This window comes from Coprobacter fastidiosus (genome assembly GCF_982245605.1).
The window spans coordinates 12,673-34,890 of the sequence record NZ_CEVCIF010000026.1; the positions used below are offsets into that span (position 1 = coordinate 12,673).

Consider the following 22,218-nt stretch of genomic DNA (forward strand, 5'->3'; position numbering starts at 1 on the left):
TTATATTTATAGGATGTAATTAAGCTCTATTTATAGTTTATTGATATTGTTTTGTAATGAAAGAACAAGAATTGAAAGAACATATTCGGAGAGCAAAAGTTGCCCAATGGTATGTGTTGACGATGTTAATAGGAGTGTGTTTGGCTATCTTTTTTTATGTCCGCTCTGTAGTTTTAGAAGAGTCTGAAGATGAGATTCCTCTGGTACAACAGGAAAAAGGCATTGCTGTAGCAATTGTTTATTCCTCATTTGAAGTTAGAGGAGGCAAAGATATGGATGAGGTGTACGGCTTTGGAGGTGCAGGAGTGTTTTATGTTGGTGATAAACGGTATTTCTGCGATTTAGAAACACTTCAAGTAGTTCCACCTGTGGGGCTTCGATTCCCAGTATATTACAATATTGAGAATCCGAAAATTAACCGAATGGCTGATATTCCGAAAACAGACTCTATTGTTCGTTCCCCTTATTATTGTTGGGAGTTGCAGAAAAGCGGAATAATGCAATTTATTGATACCGTTTCGCATATAGATAGAGGCATATATGAAAATGTTTTTTTGATGTTTTCGAAATGAATAGATTATGAATATATTTAAGACAATATGGAAGTATGGGTATTCTTATTGTGTGATATATACCCCTTTTGCTCGAGCTATATTATTTATGTTTGTATTGATTATTGTTACAGTTGCATTGTGTTTGTGGACTTTTTCGGATGACTATTATATAAGGAACAGCTGTAATACTTTTACATTGGCAGAAATCGTATCGGTGGATACTACGAGAATATATGGTGACCCTTATCGAAGTTATGAATATTCTGCAAAATGTGTGTATTATGTATCGGGTAAGAGGTATGATGCTAAATTTTCTGGTTTTGAAGTTTCTCCTCCTATTGGCCTTAAAGTCCCGGTGTATTATGATTCCGTTTCTCCGAATAAATACACCTTTTATAGCGAATTTGAGAAAAGCCTTCAAAACAATCCTTTTTTTTATTATGAAAAACAGATAGAGAGTGAAAAGATGGATTTATGAAAATTTTTGTTTATTAGAAGAGTATTTGGGGAAATAGAGAAATGTTTGTATCGATTATCATTTAAAGAGAATGATGTCCAATTTAAAGGAGGATTTCTAGAATTATATATGATAAAGAGATGCAAGAAAGGGGATATGTCTTGGTTCTGGACAGTCTTATATTAGGTTTAAAGTCGCCTGAATAGAGTTTGTTGTAAATAATTTAGATTCTAATGTAATGGATAATCAGGAAATATTGGAGCATGTAAAACGAGCTAAGATTGCGGAACGTTATATATTAGTTGTTCTGCTAAGTATTTGTGTCGGAGTTTTTTTTGCAATCCGATGGATGATCCGGGAAGATGTCTATGATGATGATACACCGTTGGAGTATAGAGGTATGGCTGTGGCGGTAGTTTATAAATCGGTTGAAATTGCGACAGAAGAAGATGAGATAGAAGGATATAAGGGTATCGGAGTTTTTTATGTAGATGATAAAAGATATTTCTGTAATTTGGAGACGCTTCGGGTTGCTCCGTTTATAGGTCTTCGTTTTCAGGTGTATTATGATCGTAGAAATCCGAAGGCGAATAAATTAGCCACGACAGCAGTAATGGATACGATACTTCGTAGTCCGGAGTATGGTTGGTATCGACAGAGTGAGGGTAAGATGGAACTATCTGATACTGTACGGAAGATAGACAAGGATATATATGAAGGGGTATTTGATATTTGTGAACAAGTGGCAAAATGAAAATATTTAAAACTATTTGGGAATATTGGCATTCTTATTGTTTGATGTGTGCACCGTTGGCTTATGGACTGATAAGAATGTTTGCTTTAATAATTTTAGTTGTGATATTGTGCATAATAATAAAACAGGATGATTATGAAAAGCGGTTAGATTGTAATACGTTTGTATTGGCTACGATTATTTCTGTAGATACGATAAGAAATTATGGTGATCAGGAGAATCCGTATGAGTATTGTGCCCGATGCGAATATCAGGTAAAAGGGAAGAAATATACAGCCCGTTTTCCGGAATTTGTGGTATCTCCTCCGGTAGGGTTGCAAGTACCTGTATATTATGATTCCGATTCATCGAGTAGATATAGCTGTTACAGTGAGTTTTCCGATAAATTACGTTCCGATCCCTATTATTTCTATGGGAGACAGTTGAATCGAGAAAAAGAAAATAGTTCTATAAACAAACGTAAAGGGAATGACTAAGATGAAGTGGATTAAAAAAACGATAAATAAATATCCTAAAATAAAGGATATTCTGATTGCGATATTAATTATGTCGGGACTCGGACTTCTTTTTGGTTCTATTTACTGGGGAATTCAACGGGAAGAAGCAGAGTTTGATATTATTCGTCAAAATAAAGGTGTTGCTGAGGCGGTTATTTATGAAATTACATACTATAAAAAAGATAATAGCTATGTGGCAGATGTAATATTTTATGTCGGGAATAAACGGTATGTTCCGTATTCAATATCTTTTGATAAAATGCCGCCTTTAGGACTCCGTGTACCAATATGGTATAATCCTGATGATCCGAAAATGAATATGAGAGCCGAAGATGCGAGGATGGACTCTATATTGCAAGATCCGGTAAAATTTTATGAACGTCAGGTACGGGAGGATTCATTGGAGTGGAAACTTATACTTCCGATCGATTAATTTTATAATGATACATCATGTCGAAAAAGAAATTATCTAATTTATTGTTCATCATTTTGGTTATAATTTGGGGGTGGTGGTTTACAAAACCGTTACGTACACGAAGTATGATGAGAAAGAATAACACGCTTGCTTGGGCTTTGATTGTGAAAGTGGATACCTGTGAAACGATATACGGTGATACGGAATATGAAGCGGAATGTCGTTATAAAGTCGATGGCAAGGAATACACGATCACTTATCCGGGTTTTAAGCGGAGTCCTTGGGTAGGAATGCCGGTCCCGATATATTATAATGAGGAATCTCCGAAACGGAATACATATTTGGGGGAAAATACGGAGATTATACAGTATGCACCGGAAGAATTCCACCAACTTTATTTGTATGAATTAAAAAGACAAAAATCGGGACGGACTCAGAATAAAAATTGAGAATCGGCAATTTTATGTTAGGTTTGAAGTCTCCGGAATGATTCAAAGTAAATATTGAGCAAGGTCGTAACACGTTTCACAGCTTTTTATCCTTTCCTAAGAGCAGCATTTGGTATTTAATTTCCCTTTTGAGAGGAGACACAGAGATGTTTGAAGTATGAGTACACGGGTGCTATTCGGAAATTTCGATATGAATATCGGACTAAGAACAATCCGGTATTCATATCGAATAGCAACACGTTATGGAGTCATGTCTATAATATATAAAGCTCTTGGAGCAAAGTCCATTCGAGGGGAGCATATAAAAGGTTCTCCGCTGATTATATCTATACCTCCCTCACCCGGTTTCAGTATCTCTTTATAGCGACTCATATCGATGCTTTTTGCAGTATCGTTACCATTCATAATAACGATGATGCGTTTATCTTTAAATTTTCTTTGGTAGAGGTAAATGCCGTTTGTCGGCATGAAATGTGTCATATTGCCTTTACTGATCACTTCATTACCTTTGCGCCATTTCAAGATTTTTTGAATGAAATCGAAAGCTTCATTTTGTAAGGGAGTCCGGTCGGCAGCGATAAAATCATTCACTTTGTCTCCCGGAAAGCCACCCGGAAAGTCGAGCCGTACCAGTCCGTCGCTTTCCTTTTTGTTTCCGTGCATCAGTATTTCCGTTCCATAATAAATTTGCGGGATGCCCCGTGTCGTCAGTAAAAATGCAATGGCTTGTTTGAAGAAACCCAGATTATCGGGCTCTTCCGATAAAAATCGGTCGGTGTCATGATTATCGAGGAATGTAAGTACAGCCATAGGATCGCTATACATAAAATCCAGAGCAAGACGGTCGTATATTTTGTTCAATCCGGTCCAACTGTCGGTTTGGGACATAAAAGCCTCCCGTACGATTCCCTGAAGCGGGAAGTCCATAACCGTTTTCAGATGCGAATTTCGGGTTTTGTCCAATATGCTGTTTTCCTGCCAGTAAGCCGATCCCGCTTCTGTATTGTACCAGCATTCTCCTACGATGTTGAAGTCGGGATATTCGTTCTGAATCTCTTTGCACCACTCCGCCATCGAATCGAAAAATACATACGGATGAGTATCCATTCTTATGCCGTCGATACCGGAGTATTCGATCCACCAGATGCTGTTTTGCGTAAGGTATTTCATCAAGTGCGGATTATGTTGGTTCAGGTCGGGCATCGACTCCACAAACCATCCCATATCCATAATATTTTTATCGTAAGTCGAAACGTAAGGATCGAAATGAGGCGTCAACCGATAAGAAGTCTGTACATATCCGTCCGGAAAGTTGAACCAATCTTTCGAAGGACGGTCGAGAAACCATATATGTTCACTCCCGCAGTGGTTGAAGATCATGTCCATTACCACTTTCATATTTCGTTCGTGACATTTTTCAATCAGCTCTTTGTAATATTCATTCGTTCCGAAGCGCGGATCTACTTTGTAGTAATCCGTCGTAGCGTATCCGTGATAAGATCCTCCCGGCATGTCGTTCTCCAGTACCGGATTCAGCCAGATAGCTGTCACTCCCAGATTTTGTATATAATCCAGATGTTGCTCTATACCTTGCAGGTCGCCTCCATGACGGGCATTGGGATCATTGCGATTTACAGGAGCAGGAAACCGCATGGACGGTATTACATTTGTTTTCGGGTCTCCATCGGCAAATCGGTCGGGCATGATCAAATACAGTACGTCCGATGCACCGAATCCCGTATAGTCCCGGTCGGGTCCGTTCCGTTGTAGTAATTCGAAAGTGCGGGATGTGTGTTCTTTTCCCCGATCGAATCGGATGGTCATCTTACCCGGTTTTGCATTATCCGATATATTCAGATATAAAAACAGGTAATTGGGACTGTCGAGGCGTACGGTTTTTTCTAAGGTGACACCCGGATATTTGAGAGATGCTTTCGCGTCACCGATTTTATCGCCGTATACCATGATTTGCAATTCTTTGTTTTTCATACCGCACCACCAGAAAGCCGGATCTATACGTTTAATATTGATTGCAGCCTGCAACCCGGCTATGCAGAAAAAGAATAAACAAAAGGAAATTAATTTTCTCATATCGTAATTTTAATCAGTGTTTTTATTCCTTAGGTAACCAGATCGGACGTGCTTCCGGAGTTTTATTTATGTCTCCGATGCGTCTTAATCGAATGAAATCGATCAATGCGCTGTTTATCTCTCCGTTCATGTTTTCATCTTGTGGAGAGATAAACCGAATCGAAATTTTATTCCCGCCTCGATTCAGGTTAACGATTACCGGATTAGAATATCCCCAGTTCGCCCATTCGTTTTCTCCTCGTTGAGGCATTACCAATGCTCCTTTAAATTGTCCGTTTGCAAAAAGCGAGCGTATTGCACATTTGTTTTGTGTGTTGATAGGTCCGTTTCCATTTGCGTATCGTACGTCTATTGCATATTGCCCCGGAATGTTTATCGGAATCATTAAATCTATTTTCCGATTTTTCGTCTTGTTGATTTCGATGAATCCCTTACCCGAATATTCCGATCCTTTTATTGGTGATTTGGAAATTACCGACTCTGCTTCTATCCGTATTTCGCTGTGTGGAGGTAACCACGTAAAAGGTTTGCCGGTAAAACCTGCAACTCCGCTCCGGTTTACCGGGACGGCAGCGACCCGGGTGAAACGATCCAACACCGGAAGACCGTAATAACGCTGCATGATAATGCGCTCGCCTTTACCGTTAAGATAAACGATATATCGGTTGTCGGGGCTATAGTTTAATATTTCGAGGGTATTGTTGTCTTTTTGATAACCCAGTCGACTGGTTTCGGGCATGTCGGTTATAGGACGCACCGTGATGCTGTCCCGTGTCCGGAAATCCGTTTCTAACTCTATTTTGATCGTGTGCATTCCTGTCAGTGTTGCAGGGAAAAAAGCCTCTGCCTGTTCCTCATTGTCGATCGTAAATTTTTTTATGCGGTTTCCCGTACCCGAAAGGTCTATTTGAAGCACGGCTTTCCGGTAGTTGAAGTTCGATATCCTTTTATTGCCTGCAATACTTTGGGGAACAAAAGGAGTAAAACGTATTCCGTCCGTCTCGAATTTCATTCCGAAAAACAGTCGGTATATCATGGCGATATTACCTGACAGACTCCATAACATTTTATCCGAATTTACTGCCGTACCGCTGTAATCACCTGTCGATGCGACGAATAATTCTTTATTCGTGGTAAATAAAGCTGCTGCACGATATAATGCGCCCAAACCTCGAGTTACCGAAGCTTCGTTTTCTGCTTTAGCTGAAGCCAGATTCCAAAACGCTTGTACGAACGGCCACACGGCATTATTATGATACGGCTTTATTTCGCCTATTTGCGGGTAAATGCTCGTTGCACCGTATTCAGCGACCGGTATGCGGGCTATCATGCGGCGTGCCTGTTCGTTGGAGGCTATATCGAACAAAATACTTAGCGATTCGCCGAGATTATCGATGCCCGGTGACAATATGGGATAGATACCTCCGTATAAATATTGTCCGTAATATTCTTTCGTCTCTATCCATAAATGACGGTTTATCGCTGTTTTCAGAGAATCGGCCTGCTGTTGGAATATTGACGCATCTTTCCCCAATTCGGCGGCCATTTCAGCCAAAATGCCGTATGTTCGACAATGTACGGCATTTGTTCCCAGACAAAGCGACTGATAAATATCTGCCGGCTGCATCCAACGAGGATAAGATTGTTCTCTCCAATCGAGATAACTTTGCTCTCCCCTGAATAATCCCGTCGTAGGGTCTTTTAATGTAAATTGATCATCTTGAGCCGAGTTGCGGATTACTTCAAAAGCATATTGCAGCCACTCTTTATCTCCGGTGTATTTATAAAGTTCCCATGCCGCTACGCTCCAGATCATCCGGTCGCTCGATACAGGCCATGCTCCCCCTGTTCCCGTATCTTGAATGATTCGATTATTGTTGACTTTTGCGACAAGACTTTTTTGCGCAGCATCCGGATAAATATAGGCGAGTGCCAGATAAATGGAGTAACTGATGTCGCGAGTCCACACTCCATCCCATGCTGCACCGGCACGGAGAGTTCCGTCCGGACGAATATTGTCTAATAGTTCGTTCAAAGACATGCGGTATAAGGCATCTATCAGGAGTTGCTGTGAACCATATTGAGGAAATGCGTCGATGTCGGCAGATAAGCTCCATACAGAATAGTTTTCTTTGCGTGGTTTTTTGGTGTTCATCGTAAGGGAAATCTCATATATACCGTTTTTGTCCGGATCAGAAAGTTCCATGCCCTCCCGACTATACAGGTTTTCAAAGTCCCATGTCATCGGTTCGCTGCCACCGGCGATATATACTCCTTTGAAATCGGATTCCGAAATGATGTCTCCTGTCGGAGTTTTGTAAAATCCTTGTTTTTTAAAAGCTTCGAACATGGGAGACATATCGACTTTGACTGTCCATACCGTACGATGAGGCAACGGAATAGACTCGGCATTCGTATCGATGGCCGTGTATTTTTCGCCGAACAGAATTACAGGAGAAACACATGTATCGTTCTGGGGTTTTAAAGTGATGATATGTTCTTCACCTGCCGGGAGTTCGTTATCACGGCTATTGATACTGAATTTGAAATGTATGGTAGGAGAGTAACCTTTGTCCGCAGGGCTTTCATAATCAGATCGTATTTCGTCTTTTGAAATGGCGACCGCTCTGAATTTACCCTGTTCTACCCGATTGTCATATACCGTGTAAGTATTTCCTTTGTATATCACGGTGTTTTCCTTTTGAGTGCATGCTGTCGTAAGAAAGACTCCTGAAATTAGAATCGCAGAAAATATTTTCATGACTTTTACTGTTTATCGTTGCCTAAGAGCCGGTTTAAATTTCCCGATAGAGATTCAATTAGAGCATTCTTTCTATTTTCTTTCGGTCTGTTTGCGGTTATTCTTATAAAAACAAAAAGCGTTCACAAAGCCGATCCGATCAAAATTTAAACAAGCTTTTAATTAAACAAACTGTTCCGGTGAATAGTTGAATGTTATTCGTTAATTTTCTTACCGGTACGGGAAAAGTCGATTGTCGAAAGAATAGGTGGTGTATGTCATGAGGTTTGTAGATCACATCGGATAAGTGGGTTGGAACGATACAGGAGGTCTCCGGATTACGATCCGATTAAGGAGTGTCGTTTTTTTGGTCGGGTTATTCGGTTACTTCTATTGCTTCTGTGAATTTCAACAGAGACGTAGCGTCCGGGTCGTGAAATGAGAGTTGATTGAATAGTTTGTGTTTTTAGCATTTCTATGGTAGCATTGGCAGTAATTAAGTGAAAAAAAGCATGACATTTGTTTGTTCGATTCGGTTATGCTTGGCTCGGTTCGATTCATGGTTTTATACCTTTTTTAATTGGTGGGATATCTTGTAATTCTCGGTAGAACGGATATCTTATCGTTTATCGGGACGGATAATATTGGGAATATGGCAGGAATTTGATACTTTTGTTTCATTGTTAAACGAAATACTATGTCCGATCATATTGTATTATTGATTACGCCGCCTTTTACGCAGTTAAATACACCTTATCCGGCAACCGCTTGTTTGAAAGGGTATCTTAATACATTAGGAATAAAATCCGATCAGATGGATCTTGGTTTGGAAGTAATCTTGCGGATTTTTTCAAAAGATGGGCTTCGTCGGATATTTCGTGAGGCAGAATTATATTATTCATCGCATATTACTCCGGAATTTCGTAGAACATTTGTCCTCCGGGAAGAATATGTTCTGACAGTAGATAGGGCAATAGCTTATTTGCAAGGAAGAGAGCAAACTTTGGCTCATACGATTTGCGAAGGATCTTTTCTCCCCGCAGGTAATCGAAAACCTGAGGAAGAAGATATGGAGTGGGCATTCGGTACGATGGGATTACAAGATAAGGCCAGGCATCTTGTAACGCTTTATCTCGAGGATATTGCCGACTTTATCACGGGAGTTATCGATCCTCATTTCGGTTTTAGCCGTTATGCCGAGAGACTGGGCCGTTCGGCTTCATCTTTTGACGAGTTGTATAAGGAATTGCATAAACCCCTTACTTATATAGATCGGTTGATGTTTTCTGTTTTGCGGGAAAAAATAGAAAGTTGCAATCCGGATTGGGTGATGCTGTCCGTTCCTTTTCCGGGAAATCTGTACAGTGCATTACGTTGCGGTAAATTTATAAAAGATAATTATCCTGATATTCGGGTGGAGATGGGTGGAGGATTTGCCTCTACCGAATTACGGCAATTGTCCGATGTTCGGGTATTTGAATATGTCGATTTTATTACGTTGGATGACGGTGAAACGCCTTTACGTCAGCTATTGGTCGGGAATGAAGCGAGTTATGTCCGCACTTATTTATGTCGGGACGGAGAAGTTCGTTATTTGAACAATCCTGAAATTCCGGATGTTCCGATGCGGGAAAGGGGTGTTCCCGATTATGCAGGACTGCCGTTGGATAAATATCTTTCGGTTATCGAGGTCACTAATCCGATGCATGCCCTGTGGAGTAACGGACGATGGAACAAATTGATTCTGGCGCATGGCTGTTACTGGGGGAAATGTGCTTTTTGCGATGGGTCTCTTGATTATATAGGTCGATACGAGCCTTTGACGGCAGTCGAAATTGCCGATCGAATGGAGGAGATGATACGTCTTACAGGAGAAAGAGGCTTTCATTTTGTAGATGAGGCAGCGCCTCCTATGCTGTTGAAAGAGTTGGCGTTGGAAATATTGAAACGTCGTATGTCTGTCGTGTGGTGGACAAACGTACGGTTTGAAAAGAGTTATACACGAGATCTCTGCCGTTTGTTGAAGCAGTCCGGGTGTATAGCCGTCTCAGGAGGTTTGGAGGTTGCCTCTGACCGTTTGTTGAAATTGATCAATAAAGGTGTCTCTTTGGAGCAGGTTTCTCGAGTGACCGATCATTTTACTGCTGCCGGAATTATGGTGCATGCTTATTTGATGTATGGGTTTCCTTCTGAAACAGCTCAGGAAACGATCGATTCGTTAGAAGTCGTACGGCAACTTTTTTTGAACGGACTGGTGCAATCTGCTTTTTGGCATCGGTTTGCCTTGACAGCTCATAGTCCGGTAGGATGCCATCCCGAGAAATATACGGTGCGAATTACCGAAAAACCGTTCGGAGGGTTTGCACGAAATGATGTTGATTTTGAAGATACTGCCGGAGCTGATCATGATATTTTCGGAGAGGGATTGCGGAAATCTCTATATAATTATATGCGTGGAGCTGGTTTTGAGCTGCCTTTGCATAAATGGTTTGATGATCCGGTTCCCAAGACACAAATTCCGCCAACTTATGTCGCTCGTTTTCTTGTTGATGAACAAGATTGTGTGCAGCGTGATGGGCATAAGAAAGTATATTGTTTGTTAGCGCTACTACCGGAAGTGCGTTATTATGACCGGAATAAGAAAGGAAAAAATGTCCGTACTGCCGAGTTCTTGTTCCGTTTTCGTGATGGAGATGCCCGTTTTCAGTTAAAAGCCGATTGGGGAAAGTGGCTGGAAAATTTGTTAATCCGGTTATCGGATAAAAATGAGAAAACGGTAACTTTGAAAGATTTGGAGATTGAATTCAAAGCCTGTCATTTCGGAAGTTTTGATCAGTTTATCACTACTCCGCTTTGGCAGTCGTTAAGGGAACATGGTTTGTATCTGTTATAATAAATGAAGTATAAGGTTTTCATATCGCTATTATTGTCGCTTTTGTTGTTTTCTTGTGACAAAGAGGAGGAGATTTATACTCCTGTGTATCCCCAGAAAATATATGCAGTTTATCATGAGGGCGAAGAACCTTATCCCGATCTGCCCGTACTGTATCTTGATCACATGTTTTACCTGAAAAAACGAGCTCCGCTTTTTTTTCAGGCTACCGGTAACGATAGGTTGCCGTTCGGGAGCGATCAATCTGTTCAAAATTCGGATGTCCAAGAGACTGATATTTCGGTCGGGATAAATAAATGCGATGTCCCGGTTACGATTACTCGGGTTTCGACAAAATCAACGATAGGTAAAGGTCGGCAGATACGCTTGCTTCCGATAGGAGATAGTGTAGGTGCCGGATATGGAGGACAGTGGAATTGCCCCGAAGGAAGAGCGTCGGTTTCTTGGTCGATTGCCCGGCAGTTTTTTATGCAGGATAGATATTTTGATGGTACAATGCCGACAGTGTCGGATTTTATAACCATCGGTACGACAAATAAAAATACCTTTAGTGTCCTTACGGACGAGGGAATTGTGACTTGTACCGGATATGGCGAATGCCGGGGCGGTTGGAGACTTTCGGATTATCTCTATTCTCGTGTTGTAGAAAAGTCCGAAAATCCTTTTTATGATGAAGATCGGCCGGGGGAGAATAAATTCTCATTAGCAGTCTATTTGAAACGTTTTAGAACACATACCGATGACGGAGAACCTTTGTCGGCAGAATCTGTAACCGATGCGTATGTGAGTACTCCCACACATGTCATTATTCAGTTAGGATTAAATGACCTTTACAATCAGGAATATAAAGACCAGATCGCTTCTTTGGTTTCCCGTATTAAAGAAGAGTTTCCCGATATGATTGTCGGATTGTCACTGACCGATGCGTTCGGTACGGCTTTTTCGAAATATTATCCGGATTATGATTTTTCTTCCAATGCCATGACTTTACTTAAAAATAATCTGCATTATAAATGCTGGTCTTGGAATCCTGTTTTGCAACAGTTGGAAAATCCTGCCGAAAAGATTTTTTATATTCCTAATTATTATGTTCAGCCGTCGGCAGAGTCAGTACCTTATGAAATCTCGACCTCCGGATTAAGGACACCGGCTTATGATACTTCTCATTATCACCCGAATAGCAATGCCCATTATGCTTGGGGATATCAAATTTATGCGTGGTTGAAATATACATTGACATTAATTTGAATGTTATTTCCATTTATTAGAATGTTTTCTTATTGGGAGAAATGAGAGCTTCTTTCGAAAAGATTTTTCTGTTTTTACGAGGAAGATAGCGGCTATCTAATGAGTGAAAAAAAGGAAAACGAACTGAAAGAAAACGCAAAGATGAGCTGATGCTATTTTTTTATTGAAAAATTTAGATCTGCTCTTATATGGCTTATCGTGTGAATTTTGAGAAGATAATTTGATAAATCTTGATGATATTGTTCGGGAAACGTTTTTATTATATGTTTTATCTGTTGAGATAGAATGAATTACAGATTTTATATTTTAGCATTATTTTTTAATTTTGTGCGGGTTTAATTGCATATTATTTATGAATACGAAGATTCCTGAATATGCCGATATACTGCAGGTATTGCTTACGATGTCTGTTGTGATTTGTGTGGGTGGTGCAACTTTGCTTTTTCTACGCTCCGGAGGCAATCGTTCGCGTCGTTTGTTATCGTTGGTAATGTTTACATGGGGGCTTATCTACATGACGCGTGTTATAGGCATGTTGACAGGAATTCTGAATTTTGATTTTACAAGTACAGGCGTTTTAGATGTACTTGTGCTTGTAGCCGGTAATTTTTTCTTGATAGTTTTGTTGCTTTATCCGTTGGAAATAGTACGTCCTGGGTGGCTTAATTTAAGACGTATAGGATTGTTGTTACTTCCTTATATCATGCTCGTGCTGTTTTATTATGCTGTGTTACCTTTGTTGGGACAAAAAATTCTTGTGTTGCATGATATTGACGATTTTTTTGAACACATTGGAGAGTTTAATGTTTGGTATCGTTTATTGTTGCTTGTTTCTATCGGGTTTTATCTTCTGTCATTGTTGCGTTTGACTTGGCGGTATCGTGAGGTTTATCAACAGTGGTGCCAGTCTAATTATGCTGCAACTGAGGACATGGAGATCTCATGGCTGCGAAATTATATCATTGGAGTATTTTTAATAGGTTGTGCATATTTTTGGTTATTGTTTGACGGAAATACACGATGTTTTGTTGTGCATAATCTTATGGTACAGCTTTTCTTTTGTTATACCCTTTATAAGGGGCTATTTCATTATAATCCCTATACAGAAGATTTTTTCAGCCATACATTGGATGAAATGACCGCACGTAGAGAAGCTGTATGTAAAGAGGAGCAATTGCTGTCGGGAGATATTTTTGAAAATTTCAATCTTTCCGAAGATGACAGTGCGTTTCTTGGAAAATTGTCTACATATCGGGATGAAGTAGCTCGTTGGATGACGGATAAAAAGCCTTATTTAAATAAGGATTTTAAATTAATGGATGTGTCGGAATTTTTGCCGTTAAATCGTACTTATCTTTCCCGTGTATTTAACGAAGGTTTCGGGGATAGCTTTAGCAGTGTCGTACGTAGCTATCGTATGCGCGAGGCTGAAATATTGTTGGTTTCTAATCCTGATATTCCTGTGGGACAGATTGGTGAACGTTGCGGTTTTTCTTCTCCGGCTGTTTTTCACCGTAGTTTTGTGCAGTGTCATGACGGAATGACTCCGAGCCGTTATCGTAAACGATCCGCCAAACCGTAATTTTTCTGTCGAATTGCAATTATAAAAGCATCTTTTTTACGTATTGCAAATTTTATTTTACAAAATGGTAATCCTCTTTTAGGTCTTTGTCCATAATTTTGGCACACAAATTTCCTACCCAGATGTGAGAAATAACATATCTGCACAATTGCGTATCAATATGTAGAGAACAAATCTATGATGAAAAAAATGTTCGTTTGATTGGACAAAGATAAAACTTTTTTCATATATAAAATAATAATTATATAGTAATTTGGTTTCTAGGCATTTATATTATTTATTAAAATAATATTTTTAATTAAACTCCTTTGTCCAATCAAACGAACATTTTTTTGTTCTGTTTTTTTATAATTGTTATATTAAGTTGTTGTTTTACAATTTAATGCATGGGGGGGGGGTAAGTTGACGAAATAGTATTGAGAGTTTTTAGATATATTCAACATACTAAAAATGCGTGTAAAGAATATCGTTTGTATATTAATTTCGTTGTTCATTATTGTACAGGTAAGCCAGGGGCAGAATCGGGAGAAAGGAAATAATGAGCCTTTTTGTTCGGATACGGCTATTCTGTTTCGCTTTGTGCCTAAGCGATTGATGTTTTATTCTCCTTATAATGGTAATGAAAAAGCAATTTCTCAAGCTATGAAATTGCTCAGGATGCATCGTAAAGCGATTGTTAGCGGTGATGCGGTTATTCGCATTCAGGGGTTTTGCCAATCTTATCCTACCGAAAAGGAAAATATGGCGGCGGCTAAAAATCGCAGTAATCAGGTAAAATCTTATTTTATTACCCATTTGGGAATGAAAGAGGCTTATTATCGTACATCTAATAAAGCCGTACCCTATAAAGGAATGAGGGATATTGTGGCGTTAGTGGATGTTGAGTATTTGAATGTCCCTTCTGTAGCACAGAATTCTATTCCGGAAGTAGAAGAAAGATCTGATACGGTATATTCTACTAGGAAAATATCGACACAATTAGATACGATTCCTTTTGAAGCGGTTATAGAGTTCGACACGATTTTCAAAAAAGAACTTGAAGGAATACCGGAAGTAGAGTCGGTTTCTATAATGAACCGTGAGTCGAAATATTCTCATCGTAACATTCCTTTGTCTATCAAATCCAATCTCCTTTATGATGTATTACTTATGCCTTCGTTAGAATTGGAATACCGTTTCAACAAACATTGGTCGGTCAACTTGGAAGGTACTATGGCGTGGTGGCATAAAGATGTGAAACATAAATACTACCAGTTGGCACAGATTAGTCCTGAAGTGCGGTATTGGTTCAAATCCGAAGGAGCTCGTAAAGGACATTATTTCGGACTGTTCATCGGTGGAGGCTGGTATGATCTGGAGAACGGAAATCGAGGTTATAAAGGTGAAGGCGAGTATGCCGGTATCAGTTACGGATATATGTTTCCTATCGGAAAATATTTTGCTTTAGAGGCCGGTATCGGTGCGGGTTTCCTGCATGCAGATTCTGAAGATTATTTACCTATTGACGAACATTATGTGTATCAACAGTCGATACGTACCAATTATTTCGGTCCATTAAAACTGAAGTTGGCTTTTGTCTGGAATATCGGTTGTTGGATGGAAAGGAAAGGAGGTGGAAGATGAAACACTGTCTCTCTGCGATGATAAGGTACGGAGTGTTTCTGATACTGCTTCTATTGACTTTCGGATGCCGGAAAGATTTATGTTATGACCATGAGCTACATAGTGCTTCGGTAAAAACGGTGGTGGCCGCCGATTGGGAACAGGAGTGGGAACGCGTCTATGATTTTGATTGGGAGCAGAATTGGAATGTTTTGTGGGGACGTGAATATGATGAATTGCGTCCGGACATTGCTGAGGGCATCCGGGCTCTTGTCTATTCTGCCGGTGGCGGTTTTTCCGAAAATAATTTGTCGGCAGAGGGTGGCCGTTTGCCTATGAAAGAGGGTGTCTATTCATTGCTGTTTTATAATAATGATACCGAATATATTCTTTTCAATGATCTTACCACTTCGGCTTCTGCTTCGGCTACTACCCGTACTCGTACGCGTGGAGGTTTTAAAGAGTTGCATGCCGGAGAACGTACGGTGAGTCCGCCGGATATGCTTTACGGTGCTTATGTGAAGGAGCATTTTGCAGAACGTACGTTAGAGTCGATAGAGTTACCTGTTATTATGCGTCCGTTGACTTATACCTATCTGATACGTTACGAATTTAAAAAGGGCGCGCAATATGTGGCATTAGCGCGGGGGGCATTGGCAGGTATGGCAGAAAGCGTTTACCTCGAAGACGGACATACGGGTGCGGATGCCGTAACGGTAATGTTCGATTGCACGGTAGAAGATTTCGGTGCAGAAGCTCTTGTCTATTCGTTCGGAGTGCCGGATTATCCTGGAGATCATTATGTTATGGGTAGACAGGGAAAGCATTATGCCTTGAATTTGGAGGTGCGAATGTTGAACGGAAAATTCAAGACTTTTGAGTTTGATGTGACGGATCAAGTTACAGGGCAGCCTCGCGGTGGCGTTATTGTCGTGAAAGATATTGAAATATCGGATGAAGAAGGAACAGAAGGAAGCGGCAGCTTCGACGTAACAGTGGACGGTTGGGGAGATTATATCGATGTAGAACTTCCGTTAAACTAAAAATAGAAAAGTGACAAGTAATTTATTAATTTTTAATTGTAGAAGTTATGAAAAAAAGTTTATGGATTTTTGGAGTGGCTGTTATAGCCTTAACCGGTTGTACGAACAATGAAGTGGTAGATATACCGCAGTCTCGTGCGATCAATTTTTCGAATACTTTTGTAAACAATGCCACAAGAGCAGATGTGACAAATGCCAATTTTACGCAGTTTTGGGTGTATGGTGGTTATCAAAATGGAGCGTCATGGGTTGATGTGTTCAACAATGTAAAGGTTTCGGGTGCTTCTGTGGGTAGCAGTGCTGTTTGGACTCCTGAAGAGACCGCTTATTGGCAAGTAAATAAAACTTATAATTTCGGAGCTTATGCCGACGGAACATCTCAGTTGACTACAGGTATATCGTATAAGCCTGCATCTAAGACTTTGACGTTTTCAGATTATTCTGCCGGAGCAAATGACTTGATTGCTGCTACTTCAAGCGATGTGTCATGGGATGGTTCTGCTGATCCTGCAAAGGTGCAACTTTCTTTCAATCATATGCTTTCTAAAGTTAAATTTACATTCAAAACCGATGCTGTCGAAACCTATACGATGAAAGTTTCGGGATTGAAGATTTCTCAAGCTATTCAGACCGCAACCGGTACGATGGTAAATAACGTTGTCGGTACGTGGTCAGGTGACAAAACAGGAGAATATTCTTTTGCCGATATCGACGATTATGCAACAGCTGAAGGTCAGGCAGAGTCAGAAGTAAAATATGTGATTCCTCAGGAAGGCACGAATGAGATTCGTGTTGATTTCACAGTAACCGTAACTGATGGCGGTGACTATAGTAAGACAGGTTCTTTCTCGGGAACTATGGCTATTGCTGATGCAAACAAGTGGGAACCCGGATTAGCATATAATTATACAGTTACGATCAATCCGGATAAAGTGGACGAAACATTGAAACCTATATTGTTTGATGTAACAACAGTAACAGATTGGGAAGAATTTACCAATCCTGATCTGAGTGTCAGTGTCAATTAAAATATACTTTTAGTTATAAGATAGATAGGCTATAAGGGGTTGAATGTCCCCTTATAGTCACAAATCGAGATAGCACTTCAACGGTTGGTGTTCTTGTCAAAGAAATAAGCAGGTATATATGGGAAGAATCGGAAGAATAGTGAAAAAGTTTTTTTATTTCCCGGTGACAACGGTTGCATTACTGTTGACATCATGTACAAACATTCTCGTACATGATGCGGAAGAAGATGGAGTCGATGGCATGGCGATTGATTTCCGTACTCCGGCATTGACTCGGGTTGCGATAGAGAGTTTTACTCCGGGCAGTTCTTTCTCTGTGTGGGGGTGGTATGTGCCGGAAGATGCTGCCAATGAAGTTTTTAATGCTACTACGGTATCGACACCGGACGGTTCTGTTTGGACCTATGAGGGATTACGCTATTGGAAAGCAGACAAGACATACTCATTTTACGCTTTATATCCGTCGGTAACCGATCTAATGGCAAATGCAGCGACTGCTGCCCATTATGATGAAGACGGAGATCTTTCTGTTACGGCTTTCGACGCTTCTAAAGGATATGATCTCATGGCAGCTTCTGCCTTGAATATTTCCGGCAGTAATACCGGTAAAGTGGCTTTCACGTTCGGTCATTTATTAGCACGTGTGGAGTTTGTGGTAAAACGTAATGCGGCCGCAGACGGTATCGAAGGTTTTAATCCGGTTATCCATTCCGCTAAGCTTTACGGTATGCATAAGACGGCCGATTTTTCAGCTTCTGCAGCCGACTTAATCGATAAAGAAGTTATATCTGCAGGATGGACTATTTCTACCGATGAGAGCGACCGTACTACAAAGAACGAACCCTTTGCTGTGTTAAGCGAGGAGATTTCGGTAAATGCAGATGGAACGACCTTGATAGATGCTTTACTGTTTCCGCAAGATCTTACTATCGAATATTATTTTGAAGTGACTTATTCTTCGGCGTCGGATAGAGAACCCTGCACATCTACGGTTCCGTTGGTTTCTCTGCCGTTGACGACATGGGAAGCGGGTAAGCATTATCGTTACACGTTTACTGTTTCGGATGAAGACCGGATATTGTTCGATACGCCTACTGTAAATGCGTGGGGTGAAGCTACGGGTGGAATTATTATTGTCGAGTGATAAAATAAAAGGATAGTCTGATATGATAAGCTTGAGACATCTGTTATATGGAGGTGCGTTTTTGGTTGCTTGTGTTGCTTGCAGGGAGGAAAATCTTGTCGGTTCCGTTCCGAAAATGTCCGATCTTATTTTGTTCGATACACCCTCTTTATCGGTAGAAACCGTTTCCCGCAGTACATTGAAAAATGCTCTTGCTCCGGGTGAAACATTCGGTGTATTGGGATATTGTGTCCCATATACCGTAGGAACTACCGAGCCGAATTATCATTCCGCTTCCAGTGTCTGGTCATTAAAAAGAAACCAATGTCCGCCGGATGTATTCTTTAAACAAAAAGTGATCGTGGGAGTTAACGGATGCACTTATGACAGAGAAGGCGGTACGGATAATGATCCGAGATTTTGGTATCGCGACGGTTATGATACAAATAATAATCCGGTTGGGGCTATTACGGGAGCAGATCAATACCATTATTCTTTTATCGCTTATTATCCTTATGAAGAAGCGTTTACGGTCGATCAGCCTTTAACCGAGACTACGGCAGGAGCTCCTAAATTGACATTTACTATGCCGCAAAGCGGTTCTGCTCTGACCCATCCGCTTTCCCATTCCGAGACTCCTGATGCTATGCTCGCTGTATTGTATAATAGTAGAAAATCTGATGGTAATTTGCGTTTCAATTTCAGCCATATACTGACAGGTATTGGTTTTGAGGTGAATAATTTCAGTGAATTCGATTTAACGGTGCATTCTCTTACTTTGAGCGGATCGTTCTATAAAACGATAAAGATAGATCTGACAAAAGATGTGGCATCTTATACATTCCCTGAAGATGATCGTTATGTAGGGACTTATACGATATTTGACGGTGATTTACCGTTACCACCTCCGGATGCGAATAAAAATGAGACAGTTACCTCTTCTGGTTTGTTGGGGGGAGAGCATTTGTTGTTGATATCGGGGACAAATACCAGTTTCGGAGAAGATGTAAAAGTCAGGATCGATTATACTTTCAACGGGAGAACGACTTTTTATGAGACACAGCGTCCCGGAACATTCTCTCCTCGCCCCGGCATTAAATATACGGCTCAACTCAATTTTGTGGGTGATGCTTTCGTGTTGGAGTTTGTCGTTGATAATCAGGGACAATGGGAAGATGGAGAAGCTGATGATGGTGATGAAACGAATGATGATGTGGTATTTGAGTGAAACGATTGTAAAAGCGAGGCAAAGATGATAAAGGTAAAGATCAATAAAATTTTAAGTATAGCTTTTCTGTTCCTTATAATAGTTTTTTCAGCTTGTAGAGAAGAAGAATTATTCGACTCGTCGGTCGTATCGACGGGAAATATAACCACGCTTAGTTTTTTTGGTGATCCGATGGATATGCTGAAAGTAACGACTCGAGCGAGCGACATAAAAGATGAGAACGAGAAAAAAATAAATCAGCTTTATATATTCTTTTTTGGTTCTGACGGAGAATATCTGAAGGGTGGGTATCTTTCGGGATATCGAGATGCTCCTGATGAGGGAGGCTATTATGCTCCCGGACAAGGAGTGACTCTTCTTAAGATAGATAATCAGGCGTTTGCGAATAAAGATCTCGCCAGTAAAGCTACTGTGTATGCTGTTGCGAATGTTGATCCTGTTATTTTCGGAAGAGACGGGGATGGAGACGGACGGCCTGATGGCATTACGAAACTGTCGGATTTAAAAAATCTTGTTTATGCTCCGGAAAGTGTTTCGCTCGGTTTGCCTTCTGGAGGAATGCCGATGGTGGGTTCTAAAGTGATCGATCTTACTAAAACAGAAACTTCGTCGGATGATGAACGGCGTATCGATCTGACGGCTTTGATGGCACGTATAGATGTCGATATTCAACTCGATAGTGAGGTTGAGGAAAATAATCTGCCTGCTCTTACTCTTGTAGAATGGACAGCCAAAAATATTTCTACGAAAGTACCTTTTTCTACTCCTGCGGTAAATACCGAAACAGGGGTCGATTGGGAAGATGGTTGGACAAAGAGTATAACGACATCGATGCAACGTACGATTTTTAATAAGAACGGGCAGATAGCCTTTACTTTCTATATGTATGAGAATATGCAGAATGCAGAATGGAAAGTAGATGAGGGAGAGAAATGGGCAGATCCTTCTTTGGCAGGAGAAAAAGGGCTTTATCCCGATAGTATTAAGGATTACCAGAAACAACGTTATAAACCTTATCTCGCTAATAAAAATGCTGCGGCAGTGGAGTTACACGGTTTTTATACTACCTATAACGGAGCAATTTATGAGGTACGCTATACGCTTTATTTGGGAGCGAATCACACTGATAATTTTCAGGTAAAACGTAATCATCAATATAAAAATAATATTACGATTAAGGGATTGACTTCTCAAAATATAGAGACAGGTGAATATACCCTTGACGCCCGGGTGAATATTGAAGAAGATGACAATGAATTTTATATTGCGATGTTGCGTGAACGTAATCATGATGCCCATTTTTGTGTAACGCCGATGGATGTCTATATGTTTGCCGATAAAGCTACAAAAAATCCGACTATGGAGGTGATTTTGGGAGAAGTGCCGGACGGTAGTGAAACTCCGGTAACTGTTCCTGACTGGATTCGGATGGAGAAAATCAAGGCTTCCGATATGGAGAAGGGGACTGTAACGGAATCGGGTTTTACTGCTTATGATGAGGGGTCTAATACGGGAACTCATTTGGCTGTCGGAACGGCGTGGACAGCCGGTAACGGTAAACGAGCGTTCTTTACAAAAGGATTGGTTACGAGAACGTTGAGTGAGACGGGTAAGAGAGTTACGGTCGATAATTCTCGGGATAGAATTTATTTCTATATCGATGAGAATCTGTCGACAACAGAAAATCGACGTACGACAGTTACTTTAATTTATAAGGAGAACGGAAAGGAAATAAAACGCCGTACGGTAGTGTTGGAACAAGTTCATTTATTGTCGGTAAATATGCGTGACGGTGGTACTTTATATATGGAGCAATATGAAGAATACTTGGATCATTATGACCCGTTGGATGAATATTCTACCGATCAAGTTTATACAGGATTGCCTTGGGCGGATAAAAACTCGAATCTTGATAATTATACTATTCCGAGATTATATAAGGAACGTTATAATTTGTTGAGTGGTTATGAAGAACCGGGGCAAGTTTTTAATGATGGGCATCCATATACGCCTTTTGTTGTATATTTGTTAGCTCAAGGCAGAATGACTTTGCAGGATATTCCGAAATCGGCATTTCAATATTGTTACAATAGAAATAAACGCAATGTCGATGGTTCTATATCGACTGATTATGGTACATGGGGTATTTTTACAACAAATTATTATGAACGAGAGAATAAAAGCAAATGGTTCTTGCCCGGTATTCGTCAGATGGAAGATGCTTTAACTCAGTATTATACTGTTTTTGGAGAGTTTCAGGACAATTATTATTGGAGTGCTTCAGCGGGGGAAAGAGAGAACGGTTCAAGTGGGCAAAGTAGTGTCCGTGCCCGAGCTACGAAAGTATTGCCAGATGGCAGTTATGCAAATAGTGGAGGTGGTGATGGAGAAGGAGCAGATCATTATGCTTATGAGTTAGGTAACGGTGGTTATGCTTTACGTACGACATCATTACGTATTCGGGCTTTCAGGGTAGATACTGAGCCTATGGACGATTAACGGAAGTAAATTTTT

The 22,218-nt window shown here is 40.4% G+C and carries 17 protein-coding genes; 15 read left to right on the forward strand and 2 right to left on the reverse strand.

Going from position 1 to position 22,218, the window contains the following annotated elements:
* Window positions 1–56: 56 nt before the first annotated feature.
* The 6 genes from AC0UMU_RS08090 (at window position 57) to AC0UMU_RS08115 (ending at window position 3,126) form a co-directional block, all read left to right on the forward strand.
* Complete coding sequence (locus AC0UMU_RS08090; protein WP_278715719.1) at window positions 57–572, forward strand: hypothetical protein; 516 nt, start codon at window positions 57–59, stop codon at window positions 570–572.
* Between the two features lie 7 nt (window positions 573–579).
* Window positions 580–1,032 (forward strand): hypothetical protein, encoded by a 453-nt coding sequence (locus AC0UMU_RS08095; protein ID WP_278715722.1) that lies wholly within the window; start codon window positions 580–582, stop codon window positions 1,030–1,032.
* Between the two features lie 217 nt (window positions 1,033–1,249).
* The gene (locus AC0UMU_RS08100; RefSeq protein WP_278715724.1) at window positions 1,250–1,765 is read left to right on the forward strand and encodes a hypothetical protein; all 516 of its coding nucleotides are present in this window, start codon (window positions 1,250–1,252) and stop codon (window positions 1,763–1,765) included.
* Window positions 1,762–2,241: a hypothetical protein gene (locus AC0UMU_RS08105; RefSeq protein WP_278715725.1), complete on the forward strand. Its 480-nt coding sequence runs from the start codon at window positions 1,762–1,764 to the stop codon at window positions 2,239–2,241. The genes AC0UMU_RS08100 and AC0UMU_RS08105 overlap by 4 nt, the downstream gene beginning before the upstream one ends.
* Window positions 2,234–2,695: a DUF3592 domain-containing protein gene (locus AC0UMU_RS08110; protein ID WP_288640152.1), complete on the forward strand. Its 462-nt coding sequence runs from the start codon at window positions 2,234–2,236 to the stop codon at window positions 2,693–2,695. The genes AC0UMU_RS08105 and AC0UMU_RS08110 overlap by 8 nt, the downstream gene beginning before the upstream one ends.
* A gap of 17 nt (window positions 2,696–2,712) precedes the next feature.
* Window positions 2,713–3,126 (forward strand): hypothetical protein, encoded by a 414-nt coding sequence (locus AC0UMU_RS08115; protein WP_009318739.1) that lies wholly within the window; start codon window positions 2,713–2,715, stop codon window positions 3,124–3,126.
* A gap of 240 nt (window positions 3,127–3,366) precedes the next feature.
* On the opposite strand, the gene AC0UMU_RS08120 is transcribed toward AC0UMU_RS08115, so the two are convergent.
* Together AC0UMU_RS08120 and AC0UMU_RS08125 are read right to left on the reverse strand one after the other, a co-directional pair.
* Window positions 3,367–5,217 (reverse strand): glycoside hydrolase family 13 protein, encoded by a 1,851-nt coding sequence (locus tag AC0UMU_RS08120; RefSeq protein ID WP_278715943.1) that lies wholly within the window; start codon window positions 5,215–5,217, stop codon window positions 3,367–3,369.
* 22 nt (window positions 5,218–5,239) lie between these two features.
* Complete coding sequence (locus AC0UMU_RS08125; protein WP_278715945.1) at window positions 5,240–7,978, reverse strand: alpha-L-rhamnosidase-related protein; 2,739 nt, start codon at window positions 7,976–7,978, stop codon at window positions 5,240–5,242.
* 676 nt (window positions 7,979–8,654) lie between these two features.
* Here AC0UMU_RS08125 and AC0UMU_RS08130 point away from each other — a divergent pair.
* From AC0UMU_RS08130 to AC0UMU_RS08170, 9 genes are all read left to right on the forward strand, one after another.
* The gene (locus tag AC0UMU_RS08130) at window positions 8,655–10,850 is read left to right on the forward strand and encodes a B12-binding domain-containing radical SAM protein (RefSeq protein ID WP_288640155.1); all 2,196 of its coding nucleotides are present in this window, start codon (window positions 8,655–8,657) and stop codon (window positions 10,848–10,850) included.
* A gap of 3 nt (window positions 10,851–10,853) precedes the next feature.
* Window positions 10,854–12,098, forward strand: a complete 1,245-nt coding sequence (locus AC0UMU_RS08135; RefSeq protein WP_288640156.1) for an SGNH/GDSL hydrolase family protein — start codon at window positions 10,854–10,856, stop codon at window positions 12,096–12,098.
* Window positions 12,099–12,450: 352 nt separating this feature from the next.
* Window positions 12,451–13,680, forward strand: a complete 1,230-nt coding sequence (locus tag AC0UMU_RS08140) for an AraC family transcriptional regulator (RefSeq protein WP_009318744.1) — start codon at window positions 12,451–12,453, stop codon at window positions 13,678–13,680.
* Window positions 13,681–14,130: 450 nt separating this feature from the next.
* A complete protein-coding gene (locus AC0UMU_RS08145) occupies window positions 14,131–15,303 on the forward strand; it encodes a DUF3575 domain-containing protein (RefSeq protein WP_009318745.1) in 1,173 nt (390 codons plus the stop codon).
* A complete protein-coding gene (locus AC0UMU_RS08150) occupies window positions 15,300–16,325 on the forward strand; it encodes a DUF5119 domain-containing protein (protein ID WP_009318746.1) in 1,026 nt (341 codons plus the stop codon). The genes AC0UMU_RS08145 and AC0UMU_RS08150 overlap by 4 nt, the downstream gene beginning before the upstream one ends.
* 47 nt (window positions 16,326–16,372) lie before the next feature.
* Window positions 16,373–17,353, forward strand: coding sequence for a fimbrillin family protein (locus tag AC0UMU_RS08155; protein WP_270738770.1), 981 nt, complete (start codon window positions 16,373–16,375; stop codon window positions 17,351–17,353).
* A gap of 118 nt (window positions 17,354–17,471) precedes the next feature.
* Window positions 17,472–18,497, forward strand: coding sequence for a fimbrillin family protein (locus tag AC0UMU_RS08160; RefSeq protein WP_122304493.1), 1,026 nt, complete (start codon window positions 17,472–17,474; stop codon window positions 18,495–18,497).
* Between the two features lie 22 nt (window positions 18,498–18,519).
* Window positions 18,520–19,704, forward strand: coding sequence for a fimbrillin family protein (locus AC0UMU_RS08165; protein ID WP_270738767.1), 1,185 nt, complete (start codon window positions 18,520–18,522; stop codon window positions 19,702–19,704).
* A gap of 24 nt (window positions 19,705–19,728) precedes the next feature.
* Window positions 19,729–22,203, forward strand: coding sequence for a DUF4906 domain-containing protein (locus AC0UMU_RS08170; RefSeq protein ID WP_270738766.1), 2,475 nt, complete (start codon window positions 19,729–19,731; stop codon window positions 22,201–22,203).
* Window positions 22,204–22,218 lie beyond the last annotated feature (15 nt).

Bases quoted from the DNA above. Each gene is read 5' to 3' on its own strand.
- AC0UMU_RS08090 (WP_278715719.1), top strand. From the start codon at position 57: ATGAAAGAACAAGAATTGAAAGAACATATTCGGAGAGCAAAAGTTGCC.
- AC0UMU_RS08095 (WP_278715722.1), top strand. From the start codon at position 580: ATGAATATATTTAAGACAATATGGAAGTATGGGTATTCTTATTGTGTG.
- AC0UMU_RS08100 (WP_278715724.1), top strand. From the start codon at position 1,250: ATGGATAATCAGGAAATATTGGAGCATGTAAAACGAGCTAAGATTGCG.
- AC0UMU_RS08105 (WP_278715725.1), top strand. From the start codon at position 1,762: ATGAAAATATTTAAAACTATTTGGGAATATTGGCATTCTTATTGTTTG.
- AC0UMU_RS08110 (WP_288640152.1), top strand. From the start codon at position 2,234: ATGACTAAGATGAAGTGGATTAAAAAAACGATAAATAAATATCCTAAA.
- AC0UMU_RS08115 (WP_009318739.1), top strand. From the start codon at position 2,713: ATGTCGAAAAAGAAATTATCTAATTTATTGTTCATCATTTTGGTTATA.
- AC0UMU_RS08120 (WP_278715943.1), bottom strand. From the start codon at position 5,217: ATGAGAAAATTAATTTCCTTTTGTTTATTCTTTTTCTGCATAGCCGGG.
- AC0UMU_RS08125 (WP_278715945.1), bottom strand. From the start codon at position 7,978: ATGAAAATATTTTCTGCGATTCTAATTTCAGGAGTCTTTCTTACGACA.
- AC0UMU_RS08130 (WP_288640155.1), top strand. From the start codon at position 8,655: ATGTCCGATCATATTGTATTATTGATTACGCCGCCTTTTACGCAGTTA.
- AC0UMU_RS08135 (WP_288640156.1), top strand. From the start codon at position 10,854: ATGAAGTATAAGGTTTTCATATCGCTATTATTGTCGCTTTTGTTGTTT.
- AC0UMU_RS08140 (WP_009318744.1), top strand. From the start codon at position 12,451: ATGAATACGAAGATTCCTGAATATGCCGATATACTGCAGGTATTGCTT.
- AC0UMU_RS08145 (WP_009318745.1), top strand. From the start codon at position 14,131: ATGCGTGTAAAGAATATCGTTTGTATATTAATTTCGTTGTTCATTATT.
- AC0UMU_RS08150 (WP_009318746.1), top strand. From the start codon at position 15,300: ATGAAACACTGTCTCTCTGCGATGATAAGGTACGGAGTGTTTCTGATA.
- AC0UMU_RS08155 (WP_270738770.1), top strand. From the start codon at position 16,373: ATGAAAAAAAGTTTATGGATTTTTGGAGTGGCTGTTATAGCCTTAACC.
- AC0UMU_RS08160 (WP_122304493.1), top strand. From the start codon at position 17,472: ATGGGAAGAATCGGAAGAATAGTGAAAAAGTTTTTTTATTTCCCGGTG.
- AC0UMU_RS08165 (WP_270738767.1), top strand. From the start codon at position 18,520: ATGATAAGCTTGAGACATCTGTTATATGGAGGTGCGTTTTTGGTTGCT.
- AC0UMU_RS08170 (WP_270738766.1), top strand. From the start codon at position 19,729: ATGATAAAGGTAAAGATCAATAAAATTTTAAGTATAGCTTTTCTGTTC.